Origin of the sequence: Metabacillus niabensis (assembly GCF_020524345.1) — a bacterium.
In the GTDB taxonomy this organism is placed as follows: domain Bacteria; phylum Bacillota; class Bacilli; order Bacillales; family Bacillaceae; genus Metabacillus; species Metabacillus niabensis_B.
This window is the reverse complement of the sequence record NZ_JAIVLH010000001.1, coordinates 272,258-288,736: the sequence shown is the minus strand read 5'-3', so window position 1 is coordinate 288,736 and position 16,479 is coordinate 272,258. Positions and strand designations below refer to the sequence as shown.

Here is a 16,479-nt window from a genome sequence, read left to right as displayed (position 1 = left end):
TTTAGTTTATTCAAGCTAATTATTCCCTTCTAGATACAAAAACTATAATTTAACTTTCTACTATTAATAAACCTTCAGCGTTTAATTGCTTAATAAACTTCATTACTTGTACTTCACATTCATTTTGTTCAACTTCATAATGAGAAACTAAATGGGTGACTAGTTTTTCAATTGTGATAGGTTTTTTTGCTAAATCCCATACTACTCCACCTATTTCACCTAAATTGTAATATTTCCCATTCCCGATACTTAACATTACTTTTTCTCCACCCATATCACTTACAATATTACCTTCTCCTTGACTGACAATATGTGTTGACAAAAGCTCTTTTGTTTTAACCATAAAACGTTTCCTCCTTCTTTACTGTTGATAAAATAATGTCTGCTAAATCGAGTGCTGAAAATCTAGATACAGGTCGACACAATTGGTATAAACTGATACTTTCACAAATTTTTGCTGTTATGTTAAAATGCCAATCCAATAAACCTAACGGATGAATAAAGAAATTTCGATAGGTATGTGAATATAAAGTTTGAAGGCACTGGAGATTCTGTATTGGATTAACTTCAATCACGTCATTTTCTGTCTTAACTAATTCGAACACACCCGCTAGAGGTAATTGTTTAGAAGCAAATTGATTTAAAACTGGAACAGCATATTTACTTTCTCTTTCAACGATTGGACGGTACTGGCTTGATTCAACATTAAAATGATCCAGACTCTCTTGCCATAACTTCTGTTGAGGATATGCGGGTGTTATCATAGGAATGTTTTTTTCATTTAGAGTGACAGGAATAACATCATCACTTATAAGGTGATATCCTTTATTTAAAAAGACAGAAGCTAAAGTTGATTTACCAGCACCAGAATCTCCAACGATTGCATATGCCTTCCCATCTATTTCTATTGCACTACCGTGAAGTGGAAGGATTTTTCTCTGCATTAATAGTGCTCCCATACAGGTGCCTAGTAGATATAATCGAATTTGGTCTTCAGTGGTGTTATTCATTGGGGAATAATAGATTTTATTTCCGTTTTTAATCATAAATATTGCCTTTTCAGGTAGGCGGAAAAGAATTTGGCCCTTTTTCAGGACAAAATATTCACTTCCCTCTGATAGCTCCTCCCAAGTGGATGTTAGGTTTTTATATTCTATGAAAATATCTGCTTCTCCATCATTTTCCGGATCTGGTAATTCTGGAAGAAAGATATCGCTCAAAATATTAAATCCAAATGCTTTGTATGATGTTTTTTGTTTAATAGATGTTTTCACCCAATGTCCTCCATAATGTGTTTAATACTATCCCTTATACTTTTTTAGATATAAGGGATTTTTACTTATTTTGCAGGATATTAGCTATCTAAACTACCTTTTGGTAAGCAAGAAGCATTAGATCTTCCTTCGTGAGTTTCACTTTTTCCATCAGAAACATCAAAACAATCGGCATTTGCGTTACCAGGACCATTCATTGTCATGCTAATATCAAGTATCTCTAGTACTGGAACTTTCCAAGATTTTTTCACCTATATCACCTCCTTTCGAACTCTAACCAACCTTTTTTAAAAATCGATACACAATTAAACTACGAACTACTATTCTAAAATTCTCTTCGAATACCATTTCAGGTTTTGGCTCTTTACCTAATTTTGAAATTGCCTCATTTACCATTCTTGTGTTAATCAAAGATGACATGATGGAATCATTGAGAAGGGTATTTACTTCTTCAATAAAAATATCCCAATTTTTGGTCATTCTGTGAATTGTGTCAGCTCCTTGTATGCCCCTTTGTCTTTGATTTAACCTCACAGAATTAGGTAAGTAGTTTTTAGTGGCCCTTCTTATTAGAGAACGTTCTAACCCTTTTGTCGTATATTGTTCATCAGGAACAGACAAGCAAAAACGAATAAGTCTTATATCATTAGTGGGATCCCTATCCCATAAAGAGTAGCGTAAGGACATTTTGGTGTTTGCTACACCACTTTTGTTCCAAACATATAAGTGTTGATAATAGTTTTTTCGATACTGATTTACATCCTTTATTGGATTGCCATAAACATCTAATCCAAAATCTTTTAATTTATCAAAGACTTTTGTTTTACTAGCTAAATGAGGATTTATTAAGAAATTACTTAGATTTGAGTTAGAATTGTTCGTCTTGGTTTTAATTGAAGTAAATGCCCTTTTGAAAATGAATGGAATCATTACTGATTTTCCTGTTTTAAAGTTCTTACAATAATCATCCAATTCATTATATAATTGTACCCACTTAGCCTTTTTAAGTAAGGATACATAATAACTATACGTTAAGTTCATAGAGCCCCATGAAATAGAGTGATTACCCCTTGCACCATTTAAAAGCACTTTTATCCCTTTTTCTTGTGCTTCTTGGTTGATACCATTTAACCAAAAGGCATTTTCAAAGAATTTATAAGGCATCTCCATTACGTCAAGGAAATCATCTATTACATCCAAAGGACTTTCTCCAGAAAAACTTAAATATTGATCTTTTATATTTCCTACGTATTTAACTGTTTCTTTTATATAAGGCTTTTCATTTGGTAAATAATACTTATCTGTCCAATCAATAAAGCTTTCTTCTGGTATATAACTAAATGTATGTAGTGTTTTATTCGTTTTCTTCAATTCTCTGGCAGCAAAACTTACAACTGAGCCTGAATCCAGACCCCCACTTAAGTGTGATCCAACTTCACCAAACGTTCTAAGTCGATCGGTCACAGCCTTTTGCAGGACTTCTCGAAAAGCTTCCTCATATTCTTCATTAGACTTAAGAATTAATTTTTCAGTTACTACTATTTTGCAAAACCTTGTTAATGCAACTTTTCCGTTTTTTACAGAAATACTATGAGACGGCGGGACTTGTTTAATATTCTTATAGACAGTAGAATTCATATCAACACTTTCAACCATATTTGGAATAGCTAAGAACTCTGCTAACCATTCTTCATTGAGACTCTTCTTTACATTTTGTAAAGAAAATAGAGGTTCTATTAAAGTTGAAAAGGCAAACTGTTCGCTATTGTAAAAATAATATAAAGTTCTTGCACCAGAAAAATCTCTCGCACCAAAAAACTTTTTCTGTTTTTCATCCCAAATCATGAAAGCAAAATCACCGATTAAATACTTTGGAGCATTTTCTCCCCACTTAGAATAAGCTAGTAATATGATTTGACTATCAGGTATTGACCTCCATTGTGATTTTCCAACTTGTAGCCGATCTAAAAGCTCTTCTCGATTATCTATAATTGCATCAGCGGTTATTGCTAATTGTCTATGATAATCATAATATGGCAGTGTTTCTCCAATTGATTCAGGAGTGATCCATTGAAAGTGGCAGCCGAGGAATATATTGTCTTTTTGCCAGATTTGAATGTTATCTGCAGGGAAACCTTTATAAGCATTTAATAAAGGATAGAGTCCTATTGAATTTATGGGTTTATTATTAAAGGTTTCTATTCCTACGATTGCACTCATACTTAATATTCTCCTGACAAATAATTTAGACTTATGAATGTAAATTATGATAAAACTAATACCCGAATTTTAGTTCATTATAAAGAACAATCTATTATAAATAAAATGGTAATAATACAAAACACTGCACAGATGATCTTTATAAAGAACACCACTAAGATAAAAGTACCATCTTTATAAAAATGTGTCAATCACTAATAAATACTATTTATTTTTTATTAGTAATAAAGAAGAAATAGCTCTTACACAAAAACGTATAAGAGCTTCTTATGTCCATTTTCAATTCGCTAGCATTAGCTATAATGAACTACATCATTTTCATCAGCATCCGGATCTGGCTGAACTGCATCTGGAGTTTTTATTCCAGGACCAGCCATCGTCATACTAATATTAAGCACTTCTAACTCTGGAGCTTTCCATTGTTTTTTCATCTCGTCACCTCCCTTCAAACTGTTTTAGAAACCGAAATAAAATTAAACTCCTCATTAATATCTTAAATTCGAACTCATAAATGAATTCAGGTTTTGGATTATTCTTAACTTTTTCTAACGAATCTCTAAAAACGTCGATATTAATAAAATTTGACATTATCGAATCATTTGAGAGCATATTTAGCTCCTCTATAAACGATTGCCAACTTTTTTTCATTCGGTGGATGCCATCTGCACCTTGAATTCCCCTAGTCCGCTGGTTAAGTCTTATGTTATCTGGTAATAAATTTTCCGTAGATCGACGAATTAACGACCGGTCAAGACCATTTTGAACATACTGATCCTCAGGTACTGAAATACAAAAATTAATTACTCTAAGATCATTCGTAGGATCACGCTCCCATAGGGAATGTCGAAGAGATAATTTTGTGCCTATTGTGCCATTTAATCCCCAAAAGTGTAATTGTTCAAATTGTTTTTCTCTGATTTTATATACATCAGTAACTGTGTTTCCCTTAATGTCTACTCCCTGTTCTTCAAGCTTTTGGAAGACATTTGTTCTTGCAGCAAAGTCTTGATTAATCCATATTGGAAAGATATCTTGATTTGGTGATGAAAAAGGTCTATTTAACAATGGAAGTGCTTTTTTCAAAACAAATTTCATTGTACGCTTTTTATTTACACCAAGATTTTTACTATATAACTTCACTTCTTTATATAACTTTATAAATTTCAATTTCTTTAATAAAGTTCCATAAAAATGTAAAGCATGACCCCAAGACACAGTCCAATTGCCTCTTTGCCCGTTTAAAAGTATGCCAACATCTTGTTGGTTAGCTTGTTCATAAATCCCTTTTAACCAAAAAGAATTTTCATAAAATTTATAGGGCATTTCCATCGTATCTAACCAATCATCAATTTCTGAAAAAGGATTCTTCTCTGGAAAACTTAAATATTGGTCAGAGATATTTCCTACATATTGAACTGTCGATTCTATAAATGGTCGTTCATTCGCTATCCTAGTTCTATGTGTCCAATCTATGAAGTCATCTACTGGTACATAACTGTAAGTATGTAACTTTTTATTCTTTTCCTTAAGAGTTTTTGATGCAAAGCTTACTACAGATCCTGAATCCAAGCCTCCGCTTAGGTGTGACCCAACTTGCTTGTAGGTACGCAACCTATCTCCGACTGCTCTGTCAAACACCTCTTTAAATGCTTCCTCATATTCATTACTCGATTTTAGCTTTAATTTTTCTCCTGAGTTAATCATTGAATATCTTGATAATTCAACTTTTCCATCCTGGACTTTTATCGTATGAGAAGGTGGTATTTGCTGAATATCTTTATAAACTGTTGTATTTATTGATACTGAATCTGCAGTAACCGGAATCGCAATAAACTCGGCAAGCCACTGTTCATTTAAGTTTTTTTGAATGTATGGCAATAAAAACAAAGGCTCTATAACAGTACAACAAGCAAACTTCTCTTTATTATGAAAAAAGTACAATGTTCTTGTTCCTGAAAAGTCCCTAGCTCCAAACAGATGCTGATTTCTTTCATCCCAAATCAAAAAAGCAAAATCACCAACTAAGTATTTTGGCACATCCTCTCCCCATTTTTCATAGGCAAGTAAAATTAACTGACTATCAGTGATCGCTGAAGCACTAGTGAATATTTGTAACTTCTGAAATAATTCTTTTCGATTATCAATAATCGCATCTGCTGTAATAAGCAATTGTCTTTCATAATCATAATAAGGAATTTGTTCACCAACTGATTCTGGTGTTATCCACTGTGCATGACAACCGAAAAATATTCTCTCATTATGCCAAACCTGAATATCATCAGCAGGATATTTTTGTAAAGCTGACATTACATTATTCCCTTGTTCTAGATTTATTGGCTCATCTTTCAGATGAACAATACCTGCGATTGCACTCATATTTACCTCTCCTATGCATTAAAAAGAACATAAACCCCTCTAGATCATCCTTTAAGTTCTTATTAAAGAACCTGCAAACATGCAAAATTATAACATTTTTCACCTTTTATTTAATTTCTTTTACTTATAGAAAGTTGTCGATATGTATTGATGCCCCTTTGCTGCTCTAGTCTTTTTTTCATTAATGGTATATTAATTGTATGATCAACTTTTTTCGCTTTTTCTTTTGTTAAGTCATTTGCACAATGTGGACATAGCCAATTTGCAAGATCTGAACTACTATAAGACATGCACATACAGCGTGAGCATAGTTTTTTATACATCATATCCCCCTAAAAACCATAAAGGTCAACTTACCAATTGCAATTCACTAAAAGTTAAAGAAGCTGCGAAATTTAAGTGAAAATGAGATTTCTAGAAACAATTTGAATTCAAACAAAACATCGTTCTTTATTAAGAATATATAAATATGATTAATAAACTACACTTTTTAAAAGTAGGAGTTTCATTTCATTTTCAAGAACAAAATTATTCTATATAAAGAACAATACTATACAATCTTATGGCATGCAACAGTTTTTATTACGTATTTTCAATATTTGCTTTGTTTAACCTTCATGTAATTATTTTAGTGGTCACTTCAACCATGAACATAGTTTGAGCCTAATTATTTAACAATATTTAAAACCGCTTGTTCTTTACTAGATACCTCATAACCATTGGGATTATTAGACTGCCATCGCCAGGAATCTAAGCACATTTCCTCAAGCCCCTTTTTTGCTACCCAATTTAATTCTTTTTGTGCTTTCGATGGGTTAGCATAGCTAATTCCTATATCCCCTGGTCTACGGTTACTAATATGATAAGGTATAGATCTACCAGTTACTTTTTCAAAAGTATGAATCATATCCAAGACACTATATCCCGTACCCGTCCCAAGATTATAAGCACTTACACCTGAAGATACCATTACTTTTTCAAGTGCTTTTAAATGGCCGGCTGCAAGATCTACGACATGGATATAATCTCTAACACCTGTTCCATCATGAGTAGAATAGTCATTCCCAAAAACTCTAAGTTCAGATAATTTTCCAACAGCTACTTGAGTTATGTACGGTACAAGATTATTTGGTATACCATTAGGATCTTCCCCCATAATTCCGCTAGAATGAGCTCCTACCGGATTAAAGTATCGCAATATAGCTACACTCCAATTTTTATTTGAAACATAAACATCTTGTAATATTTCCTCAATCATCAGCTTTGTTCTTCCATATGGATTTGTTGCTTGAAGAGGTAATTCTTCAGAGAGTGGGACCTGTTCTTGTATACCATACACGGTTGCTGACGAACTAAAGACCATGTTATGAACGCCGAATTGCTCCATTACATCACACAGAATTAGTGTTCCAGTAATATTGTTGTGGTAATAATGCAATGGGATAGAAACCGATTCTCCAACAGCTTTTAATCCAGCGAAATGGATAACAGCTTCTATGTTGTTTTCAGCAAAAATGTTTTGCAATTCAGGTTTGTTCAGTAAATCAGTTTGATAAAATTTAAAGTCCTTTGAGGTAATTTCTCTAATACGATCAAGCGAATCCACTTTACTGTTTGATAGATTATCTAGTACCACAATTTCATATCCTGCGTTTAATAATTCTACGCATGTGTGGGAGCCGATATAACCTGCTCCGCCTGTGATTAAGATGGACATGGACTTTGCCTCCGAAATTTTAATTTTTAGTTATATATATTTAAGAAGTGGGGAAATTCTAAGCATTTTCTTAATAAAGAATCCAATCGCTGTAACATTTAAATGAATTTAATCAAACTTTATTCTCTTTTATTAGATGAAATAAGTCTAATACACTTTAAAAATCGAAAATTTAATCCGTTCTTTATAAAGAACCTACATTCATTTTACACCCCTGCTTACTATTAATCAACCACTTCAAATATTTAATGTAAAATTCCTAAAAAACACAATTTTATTATTTAATTTTTATACGCATTCATTTATTTTTTTTACCATTTTGTCCAAGCATATTGATAGCTACTAGAATTTAATAAATTGAAAGTACTTTTATAATAATTTATGGAGATGATATTTTTATGGTTAGTTCTAATGCAACCTATGTAGTAGAACTTGATCGTTGGGGAATGAAAAAAGATGGAACCGATGCTGTAAATACGACTAAAGGTCTAAATGATGCAATAGTTTGGGCAGCACAAAACAATTTTATAGAAATTATTTTACCAAGAGGGACTTATTTAATAGATGAGTACAATACAATAGAGCCGCAAAGTTTTATGACATTAAATTTAAACGGTTCAACATTAAAAGTAAGAGATAACAATCGAATACACTATGCAATAATAAGTTTTCAGAGAAATCAAAGGTTTTCAAGGGTAACAAATGGCATAATTGAAGGAGACAAGGAAACGCATGATTATTCCTCTGGAGGAACTCATGAGGCTGGTTATGGTATTCAAGTCGGTAGCTTTACTCCTCCATCGAACGGGGGAAATAATACTAGATTTATTACATTAGATAACCTTGAGATACTTAATTGTACTGGAGATGCTATAACTATAAATAGTACATTCGGGCAGATTTTTCCTACACCTGTAGATTTTGCTAGTTCATGGGAACAAGGTAGTATAAGCACTATTGATGGGACTTTAATCCAAAACCCTAGTAAAATACGTTCCACCTTAAAAATTGACATGAATCAATTAGCAATTAAGAAATATGGCTATTTTGGATTGTATGGTAATGGATACGGAGATTTAGGGTCTGATATAATAACGGACTATTATGACGTTTTTTTTTATAATAGTGATAATACATTCCTTTCATCAAGAAAACAAGTACAATTTTTCGATGAGGTAGAAGTACCAATAAAGGCAGATTATGCAAAAATTCAATTACACCAAAGTAAAATACCAGTAAGTAATAATTGCTTAATAAACGTAAGAGTACCATCTTTTCCACAGCACACCTATATTAATAAATGTGATCTACATCATTGTAGAAGGCAGGGAATAAGTATATGTGGTACAAAATATATTTATATTAGAGAAAATGAGATACATCATATAGGTGGAACTCCTCCACAAGCAGGAATCGACATAGAGGACGGATATGATTTGAATCAATTCATCTATATCAATAGCAATAACTTTCATCATAATAATTTTTATGATGTAGTTGTTGTAAATGGGAAATCAATATTTATAGCAGAGAATAAAATTTCTTATACACTGAGTGAAGGAGCATCATTAGCAATTAATGGAGGTGCAGATAAAGTTTCCATAACTAGTAATATCTTATACAAAGCAAAGGTCATATTATCTGGTGAGGTTATTTTTGCAAATAATAATCTCTACGGAACACAGTTAAATGTTCTAGGCACTTATAAAAATAGACCTCTAAATCTATATAATAATCTTTTTCATAACAGTAAACTGGTCGTCAATAATCCCTTTGCCTATCTTGTTAAGATAGATGGTTGTAGATTTTACAATGATTCTGACAAAATTAATGCCTTCTCCAATTTACAATGGACTTTAGAACTTATTAACGAGCCTCAAGTTATATCAAACTGTACATTTGAAGGACACGACGTGTATTATTTAACCTATGCCAATTCATCTAAATTTAAAGGGGGGTGGATTTTTGAAAACATAATTTTTAATAATGTAAAAAATCCTGCCTTATTTGCAGGAAGGTATATTAATTGTACATTTAAGAACGTTGATTTTCTTGATATTATATCTAATGAAAATGATGGACTTGAACTAATAGATTGTAAAATTAGTAGTGAAGATATTAACAACAGTCTACTAATATTAAAAAACATCAAATCATTTAAAATGAAAAATTGTATTTTTAACAAATCGAGCGGGACAATTCTGAGGTTACAAAATATAGTAGATGAAGTAATCATGAAAGATAATATAATAAAAGTTACCAATGACGTTCATCCTAGACCTATAATTCTAATAGAATCTTCCTTTTCTGGTAATTTAATTATAATTGAGAATAACTTCCTTTCTGCCACAAAAATAAATCAAGTGGGGATACAAAACTCCACTACAAATAACGCTGTAATAGTTATTAAAAATAATATATTAAGGATGGCTAGTATTAATTCCATTAATAAATCTATAATTGAAAATAATATAATTAATGGTATTATTGAACCCTAAAATTAACTATTTTAATAACCCGAATGGGTTATTATAGATTAGGTAATCTAATATTTTTGAGGGCTATATAGGCTGCTTTTATAAATGAAAGGTTGCAAGTAATAATCCTTGAGATCATATAAATGTATGTCTGAGGCACAAGTGGCTCTGAATCCCCTCCCACTAATTAGATACAGTTATTCTCTGCACGATTACTTTAAAAAATGTAATTGAGAGAAAGCAACATTCAAACAATACGAATGAACAAAAACTTAACTTAAAATAAATATATAGAAATGTGAAATGACAAACTTAATTTTTGACTGCTTAATTATATATCAATAAATACTGATGTTCAAAATATAGATAATAGAGCGCAAGGGCATTCCTAGTCGAATAAGGCGAGTAGTATAAAAGGTGTGTTTTGTATATCAAGAACAGACTTTGTTGTTGAACCAACTCATTACCAGACTCTTGTTAAATGTTTTGGTTGAATCAAAAAAAACGTGTCTGGCAAGTAATAAGCACAGACACTCCCCTCAGATTAAAAATCACAAGCTATTCATAGTACATTTTTTGTATGATTGATTATGCAAAACTCATTTTAGTTTTTCGTTAATATTCTTGCCGGTACACCAACAGCAGTAGAATTTTTGGGAACATTTTTTATAACAACAGCATTGGCTCCGATTTTGGATCCATCACCAACAATCACGCCACCTAGAATTTTAGCACCAGCACCTATAAATACATTATCACCTATTTTTGGAGATACTCCAGCATGATTATTGATTCCAAGTGTGACTTGATGATAGATTGTAACATTATCCCCTATTACTACATTTCTTTCGATTATAATTCCTTTACCTCCATGCGGAAGTTTTAGATTCTTGCCAATTTTAGCTTGAGCTGGGAACTCTGATCCAAGAAATGTTCTTACGAAAAAATAATCAAATAACCTATATATAATCCAAAAGATATTTTTCATTATTGGGACATTACACTTGTAGAATAGCCAATTACCAATTCGATAATTATTCAAGGCAATTAGACCATGAATACCTCCTATATTAAAAAATTTAATCATAAGTTTTTTCAAAAATAAATCCTCCATCCTAAATAAGAAGATACATTTGATTACATTTTCTAAATTCCTATCTAATATCATTTCTTGAATTTATGGTTTTTATAAATTTGATAGAATTACAAATATGTCCCCATAAATAAGTAACATTTTTATTCATAGAATATAGCTCAATAGTAAAGGTCGCATGTAAACACCTAGCATCTAAGCATTTTTAGCCAACTCCTTAGAATTCAATTTGTTAGGTAATGTACTCACTATACTCCATACATATTTGAATTCTTCTGTACTTTTAAATATAATCCAGAAAAGCATATTGGGAATAATCAAACACAAAATCCCTCGTACTACTAAGTTAATATATACATTGTTATCAAGTACATTTCCTAGACTATCAGTAATTACTGTAGATATTAAAACTAACACTAAATACAATAAATATCTAAAGAAATATGTTTTAACCGACTTTTTAAAAACAAATTTAAATATAACATAAGGATCATACCAAAAATATGTACATAATCTACTAATAACAGTACCAAAAAGTACACCCGCCAACCCTATTTGTTTTGCAAGGATTATAGAAACAACAATATTTATAACAGCTGCAAATATTGGTCTGTATTTACCTTTATTAAATAGTCCAGTCGTTTCTCTAAAAGTTGAAGAAGCATCTTGCATTCCAGCAGTAAAAAAATTCAATATTATTGCAAAGACTATATACTTATCAAACACATATTGTTTACCTAGCCATATTGATATAAAAGGGTCGATTAAATTCCAAAGACATACAGCAAAAAAGCCGTAAATCCAAAAATTAGCAAAATTCAATATGCGGAATATAAAATGTTTTTTCTCTTCACTCTCTTTTACAATTAAATTCCCAACGCTGGCAGTAATAGAATAAAAAATATAGCTTAAAAAAGTAGTTATTGTACCTATAATTAACAAATAATTTGAGTAGATTCCTACCGCAGTTACTCCAACAAATATAGAGATAATAATATTGTCAGTTCCATTTATTACAACACCACTAATTTTATATAACATTAATGCGTATAAATTTTTAAAAAACGATTTTTTCTCTTTTTTAGATAACTTTGCCTTATTTTTTTCTTTTATAAATGGGTATAACGTATTTGCCTTTTTTGCAATGTATCCATTCTCAATAATTCTAAAAAATATTTGAGTAGTAAGTACCACGATATAATTTTCTATACTTAATAATATTATTATTTGCGCAATGTTAGATAGAATGATAAAAACAGCGTGTATCTTAGAAATAATATGATTACGTTGATCTGCAATAATAATAGAATGTTTATAGACAAAATAATATGATGAAACAGAATTAAGTAAAAATAAAATATAGATAATATTTAAATTATTAATTGTAGTTTGACTATTTATTAAATATGGAAGAAATGGTAATAGTGATAATCCTATTAATAAAATAATTATCCCTATAAGTCTATATGCCTTTTGATATAAATTCATAAGTGCCTGAATTTTGTATGTATCCTTTTCGGCAATGGGCTTATATAAACTATAAATCATGGCTGTGTCAAAACCTAAGTTCGCAAGTGATAACATAGTCAATATGCTTGTAAAAAGACCTTCTATGCCTAAGTATTCTATACCAAGAGTATAAATAAATACCGTTCTAACAATAAAACCCATAATTGCGCTAATTATTTGTCCAGACACACCAAAAAACATATTCCTTAGCGAATTTTGTACTCTCATAACAATACCTCTGTTTTACATATTTTATGCAAACATTCTATTGACTTTGTTAGAAATCTTTCTTTTTAAAATTGGGAAAAACTTTGTAACTCGATATTTTAGTAACGATTTTTTACGTTCTGTCATGAAATCATAGTCTAAAAACCAGTCTAGCAAATCTCTATACTTTATTTTCGTATAATTTTCTTTCATTCTTTTTTGGATTAAAGTCCAATAAATGTTTATAAATGTGTCAGTGAAAAATTTTACCTCTTGGTTTAAATATGTTTTAACATGTTCAGAAAGGTTATTAGGGACATTAAAGCCATAGGCGGAAGGATTTTTCCCTTCTGCAACTATTCCTAAAATAGTTCTTAAACATTTTTCACATTTACAACAATTTTCTTCATTTTTAAAACATACCCTTATATTTACAGTTTTTTTTCTCTCATAGTAATAATCCACTACAACTTTAACCTTATCTTGTCTTGTAAGTTCGTATGCATCATGAAATACCATACCAGACGCAAATTTTATTTCATTATCTACCGTAGGATCTGATGCGCAAGTTACTTTATGTAATGGAGTGTTTGAACTTGCAATATATATACACTTAACCTTTAACATGTAAGCTAGGGGTATTGCAGCTGATATAATAGCTAAACTATGATGTAACCCATGCCACCATGAATCTCCTAATTTTTTGTTAAAATCATGGTCAATTTCAGAAGCTCTCATAAATGTGCCATAATTCGATTGAATTAGAATGTTTCCTAATCCATAACTTTCTCCAAATCGCTCTGCGTTCTCTTTATCCGCTTCCCAAACTTCACTAAATTGAATGTCCTTCTCATGCCAACCATACTCTGTTATTAATAATGGATTTTTATCTTTTATTCTTATAAAAGTTGTATGAGCATCAAGGCCTCCACTGAATAAAGATGCTGCCTCTCGTTCAGGGACATAGATATTAGTAACTATTTTATTTACGGAAATCGAACCTTTAAACTCAATATTAGGAAACATATCTTGATACGCATCTCTTATATTATTTAAACAATCAAAAAATGATTTATCTAGTTGGTCAATTCGTATTGTTGAGTCAGTAATCCAGATTAAGGGAATTACATTTGATACAAATGGAATTGATAAAATGCTTTTTGGAATATCAGTAATATCATAGTTATATTCAAAGAACATATGATTTTCTGATTTAAAATACTTTTGTATATTACCTGTAACACTAAAAAAATAATCAACCCTGTTTCTATTCACAACTATTTTATCAAGTATTATACTGTTCATTTAATCCTCCGAATTTCATTTCATATTTTTAGATTTCAAATTGATCTAACCACTCATTGACCACGTCAAAGTTAACATTAACATCTGTTATTATTTCTGAATTGATCATACTTTCAAGTTTATTGAGTTCACTTCTATCAATAATATTAAGATTATATGTTTCGTTCATTCCTCTAGCTCTCTCATCTATTGAAATAATAATTGAACGTTTTTTATGACGCATTGCAAAAATACCGCCATGTAATCGTGTGCCTATGTAATCAACATCTGTATTAAGGATTTTTTCATATTCTTCTACAGTTGGAGGAATAATTTTTATCTTATTAATATCATTTAAAGTTTTAAAATATTTTAGATCTTTAGCATCTTGAATCCAAAAATATACATTTTTGTAATTCCGATTTAATATATCTATTAATAATTCATCATTAATAATGTCTTTAGAATGATGAGTTAGTGTAAAAATAACTGAATCTGATTTTGTTTTAGGTATTTTTTCACAAAATTCTGGAGTAAGAGACCACATTGTTGCACAACCTGTATTCAAAGCTTTAAATCCCATTTCTTCCAAAAACCTTTTTGTTCTTTCATCTCTTACACTATGTACATGTTCATGTGACAAAACTTTTTTATATAGTATTTTTGTATATCCATTTATCTTACTACCTTTACCTGCACCTACACCAACCAGAATACTTCCTTTTAAAGGTCCATAATTAAATAAATTAATATTCCACTGTGGAAAGTGTGTAAGCATATCCATTGTTAACAAATTAGAACCACCTACAAATTTATACTTGGCATTACTATAAACCTGTACCCTGTTGGAATTTCTAGCTACCTGATACCAATGAAACGGAGAAACATGAGTGGGTAATGTCAAAACATATGCATTTTGAGTTTTATCTGACAGTTGATTTCTTACACACTTCATTATAATGTCATCTCCCTTGTTAAGTGACCCTACTGATGTATCTAACAACAAAACATTATCCATTTATCTAATACTCCCTTTAATCTATTTTTATATTTTACATTTTTTATGGGAGTTTTCAGAAGAGAACTTCCCATTACCTTAGTTCATTTAATATACGACACTATATAACTTCTCTAATTCCACCCGATTATTAAAATCAACGTTTGAGCAGTTTTCTATTAATTTATTTTTCAGTTCAGTATCCTTATATAACTTTTCAATCCCATCCACTATTCCATTTATAGATAATTCAGTAATAAATCCATTAATTCCATCATCCACCTGGCTGGATGCAGTTGTATAATTAGTTATTAAAACAGGTTTAAATAGTACTTGCGCTTCCCCGACCGTCACTGCTTTTCCCTCATATCTAGACGGTTGTACATATAAATCCGATTCTTTCATATATGGATATGGATTGGTTTTCTTTCCTAATAGGATAAAACTATCATCAAGATTAGATTCTCTTATCAATTTTCTAATCATAGATTCATCGCCGCCATACCCCACTACATACCAAGCAATATCAACATAACCTTTATCTTTCAAGATTTTCAAAGCTTTTACAGCATTATCAATTCCCTTGGCATGAGATAGTCTGGCAACCGTTACAATTTTAAATCTATTATCCCTCACCATCGGATTATCAACTTTTTCATTAGCCATCTCTCTAATGAATTCAGGTGACATTATATTTTCTATTACAATAACTTTACTTTCTAATTCACCATATTTATTCAAAAATGATGTTTTACATGCTTCTGATACAGCCACTATATGATCGAATTTCTTCCACATTTTTAAGTCCAATTTAATATCTGTTTCAACAGTAGAATAATCTGTATGAATCCATGCGATTTTCTTTTTGGCTTTGACTTTTTCAGCAACAAAATAATGCGGCCATAGATAACTAATCGCTACATCATATTCTTTCTCTAACTTCGGTAGATAAGATAAAGCATATTTCCACATTAGTTGCATTTGGTAGTATCCAGGTTCAGCGATTCTATTAATTTTCCCTTTTAAATCAGCACTTAATTTAGAAATAATTCTTGAGAATCCGATAGCAAATTGTCTTTCTCTCAAGATTTCACTTATTGATTTTCTAAAAGTAGTATATTGTTCAATTTCTTCTAATAAAGTTGTTTTTTTTGAGATTAAACTCATCAAATCACCTTGCTGTCTATATAACATCAAATCAACTCGATAATTTTCATAATCAAAATTATCAAGCATGCTAATAAGGCTTCTTTCTACTCCACCAACTTCCATATCAAAAGAAGCAATTAATACATTTTTCATATATACCACCTAGGATTCTGAAT

At 30.8% G+C, this 16,479-nt stretch carries 14 protein-coding genes; 1 reads left to right on the top strand and 13 read right to left on the bottom strand.

The window, feature by feature from the left end:
* Positions 1-49: 49 nt before the first annotated feature.
* From LC095_RS01485 to galE, 8 genes are all read right to left on the bottom strand, one after another.
* A complete protein-coding gene (locus LC095_RS01485; RefSeq protein ID WP_226526486.1) occupies positions 50-343 on the bottom strand; it encodes a lasso peptide biosynthesis PqqD family chaperone in 294 nt (97 codons plus the stop codon).
* Positions 336-1,274, bottom strand: a complete 939-nt coding sequence (locus LC095_RS01480; RefSeq protein WP_226526485.1) for an aldolase — start codon at positions 1,272-1,274, stop codon at positions 336-338. Before LC095_RS01480 ends, LC095_RS01485 begins: the two co-directional genes overlap by 8 nt.
* A gap of 80 nt (positions 1,275-1,354) precedes the next feature.
* Positions 1,355-1,525 (bottom strand): paeninodin family lasso peptide, encoded by a 171-nt coding sequence (locus LC095_RS26700; RefSeq protein ID WP_319005745.1) that lies wholly within the window; start codon positions 1,523-1,525, stop codon positions 1,355-1,357.
* A 22-nt stretch (positions 1,526-1,547) separates the two neighbouring features.
* The gene (locus tag LC095_RS01470) at positions 1,548-3,494 is read right to left on the bottom strand and encodes an asparagine synthase-related protein (protein ID WP_226526484.1); all 1,947 of its coding nucleotides are present in this window, start codon (positions 3,492-3,494) and stop codon (positions 1,548-1,550) included.
* Positions 3,495-3,787: 293 nt separating this feature from the next.
* Positions 3,788-3,925, bottom strand: a complete 138-nt coding sequence (locus LC095_RS01465; protein WP_026558800.1) for a paeninodin family lasso peptide — start codon at positions 3,923-3,925, stop codon at positions 3,788-3,790.
* A 4-nt stretch (positions 3,926-3,929) separates the two neighbouring features.
* Positions 3,930-5,870 carry an asparagine synthase-related protein gene (locus LC095_RS01460; protein WP_226526483.1) on the bottom strand — a complete coding sequence of 647 codons (1,941 nt, stop codon included), beginning with the start codon at positions 5,868-5,870 and terminating at the stop codon, positions 3,930-3,932.
* A 110-nt stretch (positions 5,871-5,980) separates the two neighbouring features.
* A complete protein-coding gene (locus LC095_RS01455; protein ID WP_226526482.1) occupies positions 5,981-6,160 on the bottom strand; it encodes a hypothetical protein in 180 nt (59 codons plus the stop codon).
* Between the two features lie 377 nt (positions 6,161-6,537).
* Positions 6,538-7,587 carry a UDP-glucose 4-epimerase GalE gene (gene galE, locus LC095_RS01450; protein WP_226526481.1) on the bottom strand — a complete coding sequence of 350 codons (1,050 nt, stop codon included), beginning with the start codon at positions 7,585-7,587 and terminating at the stop codon, positions 6,538-6,540.
* Between the two features lie 398 nt (positions 7,588-7,985).
* On the opposite strand from galE, the gene LC095_RS01445 reads away from it, so the two are divergent.
* A complete protein-coding gene (locus LC095_RS01445) occupies positions 7,986-10,085 on the top strand; it encodes a right-handed parallel beta-helix repeat-containing protein (protein WP_226526480.1) in 2,100 nt (699 codons plus the stop codon).
* Positions 10,086-10,668: 583 nt separating this feature from the next.
* Here LC095_RS01445 and LC095_RS01440 read toward each other — a convergent pair.
* The 5 genes from LC095_RS01440 to LC095_RS01420 all read right to left on the bottom strand — a co-directional run bounded on the left by LC095_RS01440 (position 10,669) and on the right by LC095_RS01420 (position 16,456).
* Entirely contained in the window at positions 10,669-11,163 is a 495-nt protein-coding gene (locus LC095_RS01440) for a serine O-acetyltransferase (RefSeq protein WP_226526479.1), read from the bottom strand.
* Positions 11,164-11,352: 189 nt separating this feature from the next.
* Entirely contained in the window at positions 11,353-12,894 is a 1,542-nt protein-coding gene (locus LC095_RS01435; protein WP_226526478.1) for a lipopolysaccharide biosynthesis protein, read from the bottom strand.
* A 24-nt stretch (positions 12,895-12,918) separates the two neighbouring features.
* Positions 12,919-14,178, bottom strand: coding sequence for a peptidase (locus LC095_RS01430; protein ID WP_226526477.1), 1,260 nt, complete (start codon positions 14,176-14,178; stop codon positions 12,919-12,921).
* A gap of 28 nt (positions 14,179-14,206) precedes the next feature.
* Positions 14,207-15,175: a polysaccharide pyruvyl transferase family protein gene (locus tag LC095_RS01425; protein ID WP_226526476.1), complete on the bottom strand. Its 969-nt coding sequence runs from the start codon at positions 15,173-15,175 to the stop codon at positions 14,207-14,209.
* Between the two features lie 87 nt (positions 15,176-15,262).
* On the bottom strand, positions 15,263-16,456 hold the full coding sequence (locus LC095_RS01420; RefSeq protein ID WP_226526475.1) for a glycosyltransferase: 1,194 nt from the start codon (positions 16,454-16,456) through the stop codon (positions 15,263-15,265).
* Between the last annotated feature and the right edge of the window lie 23 nt (positions 16,457-16,479).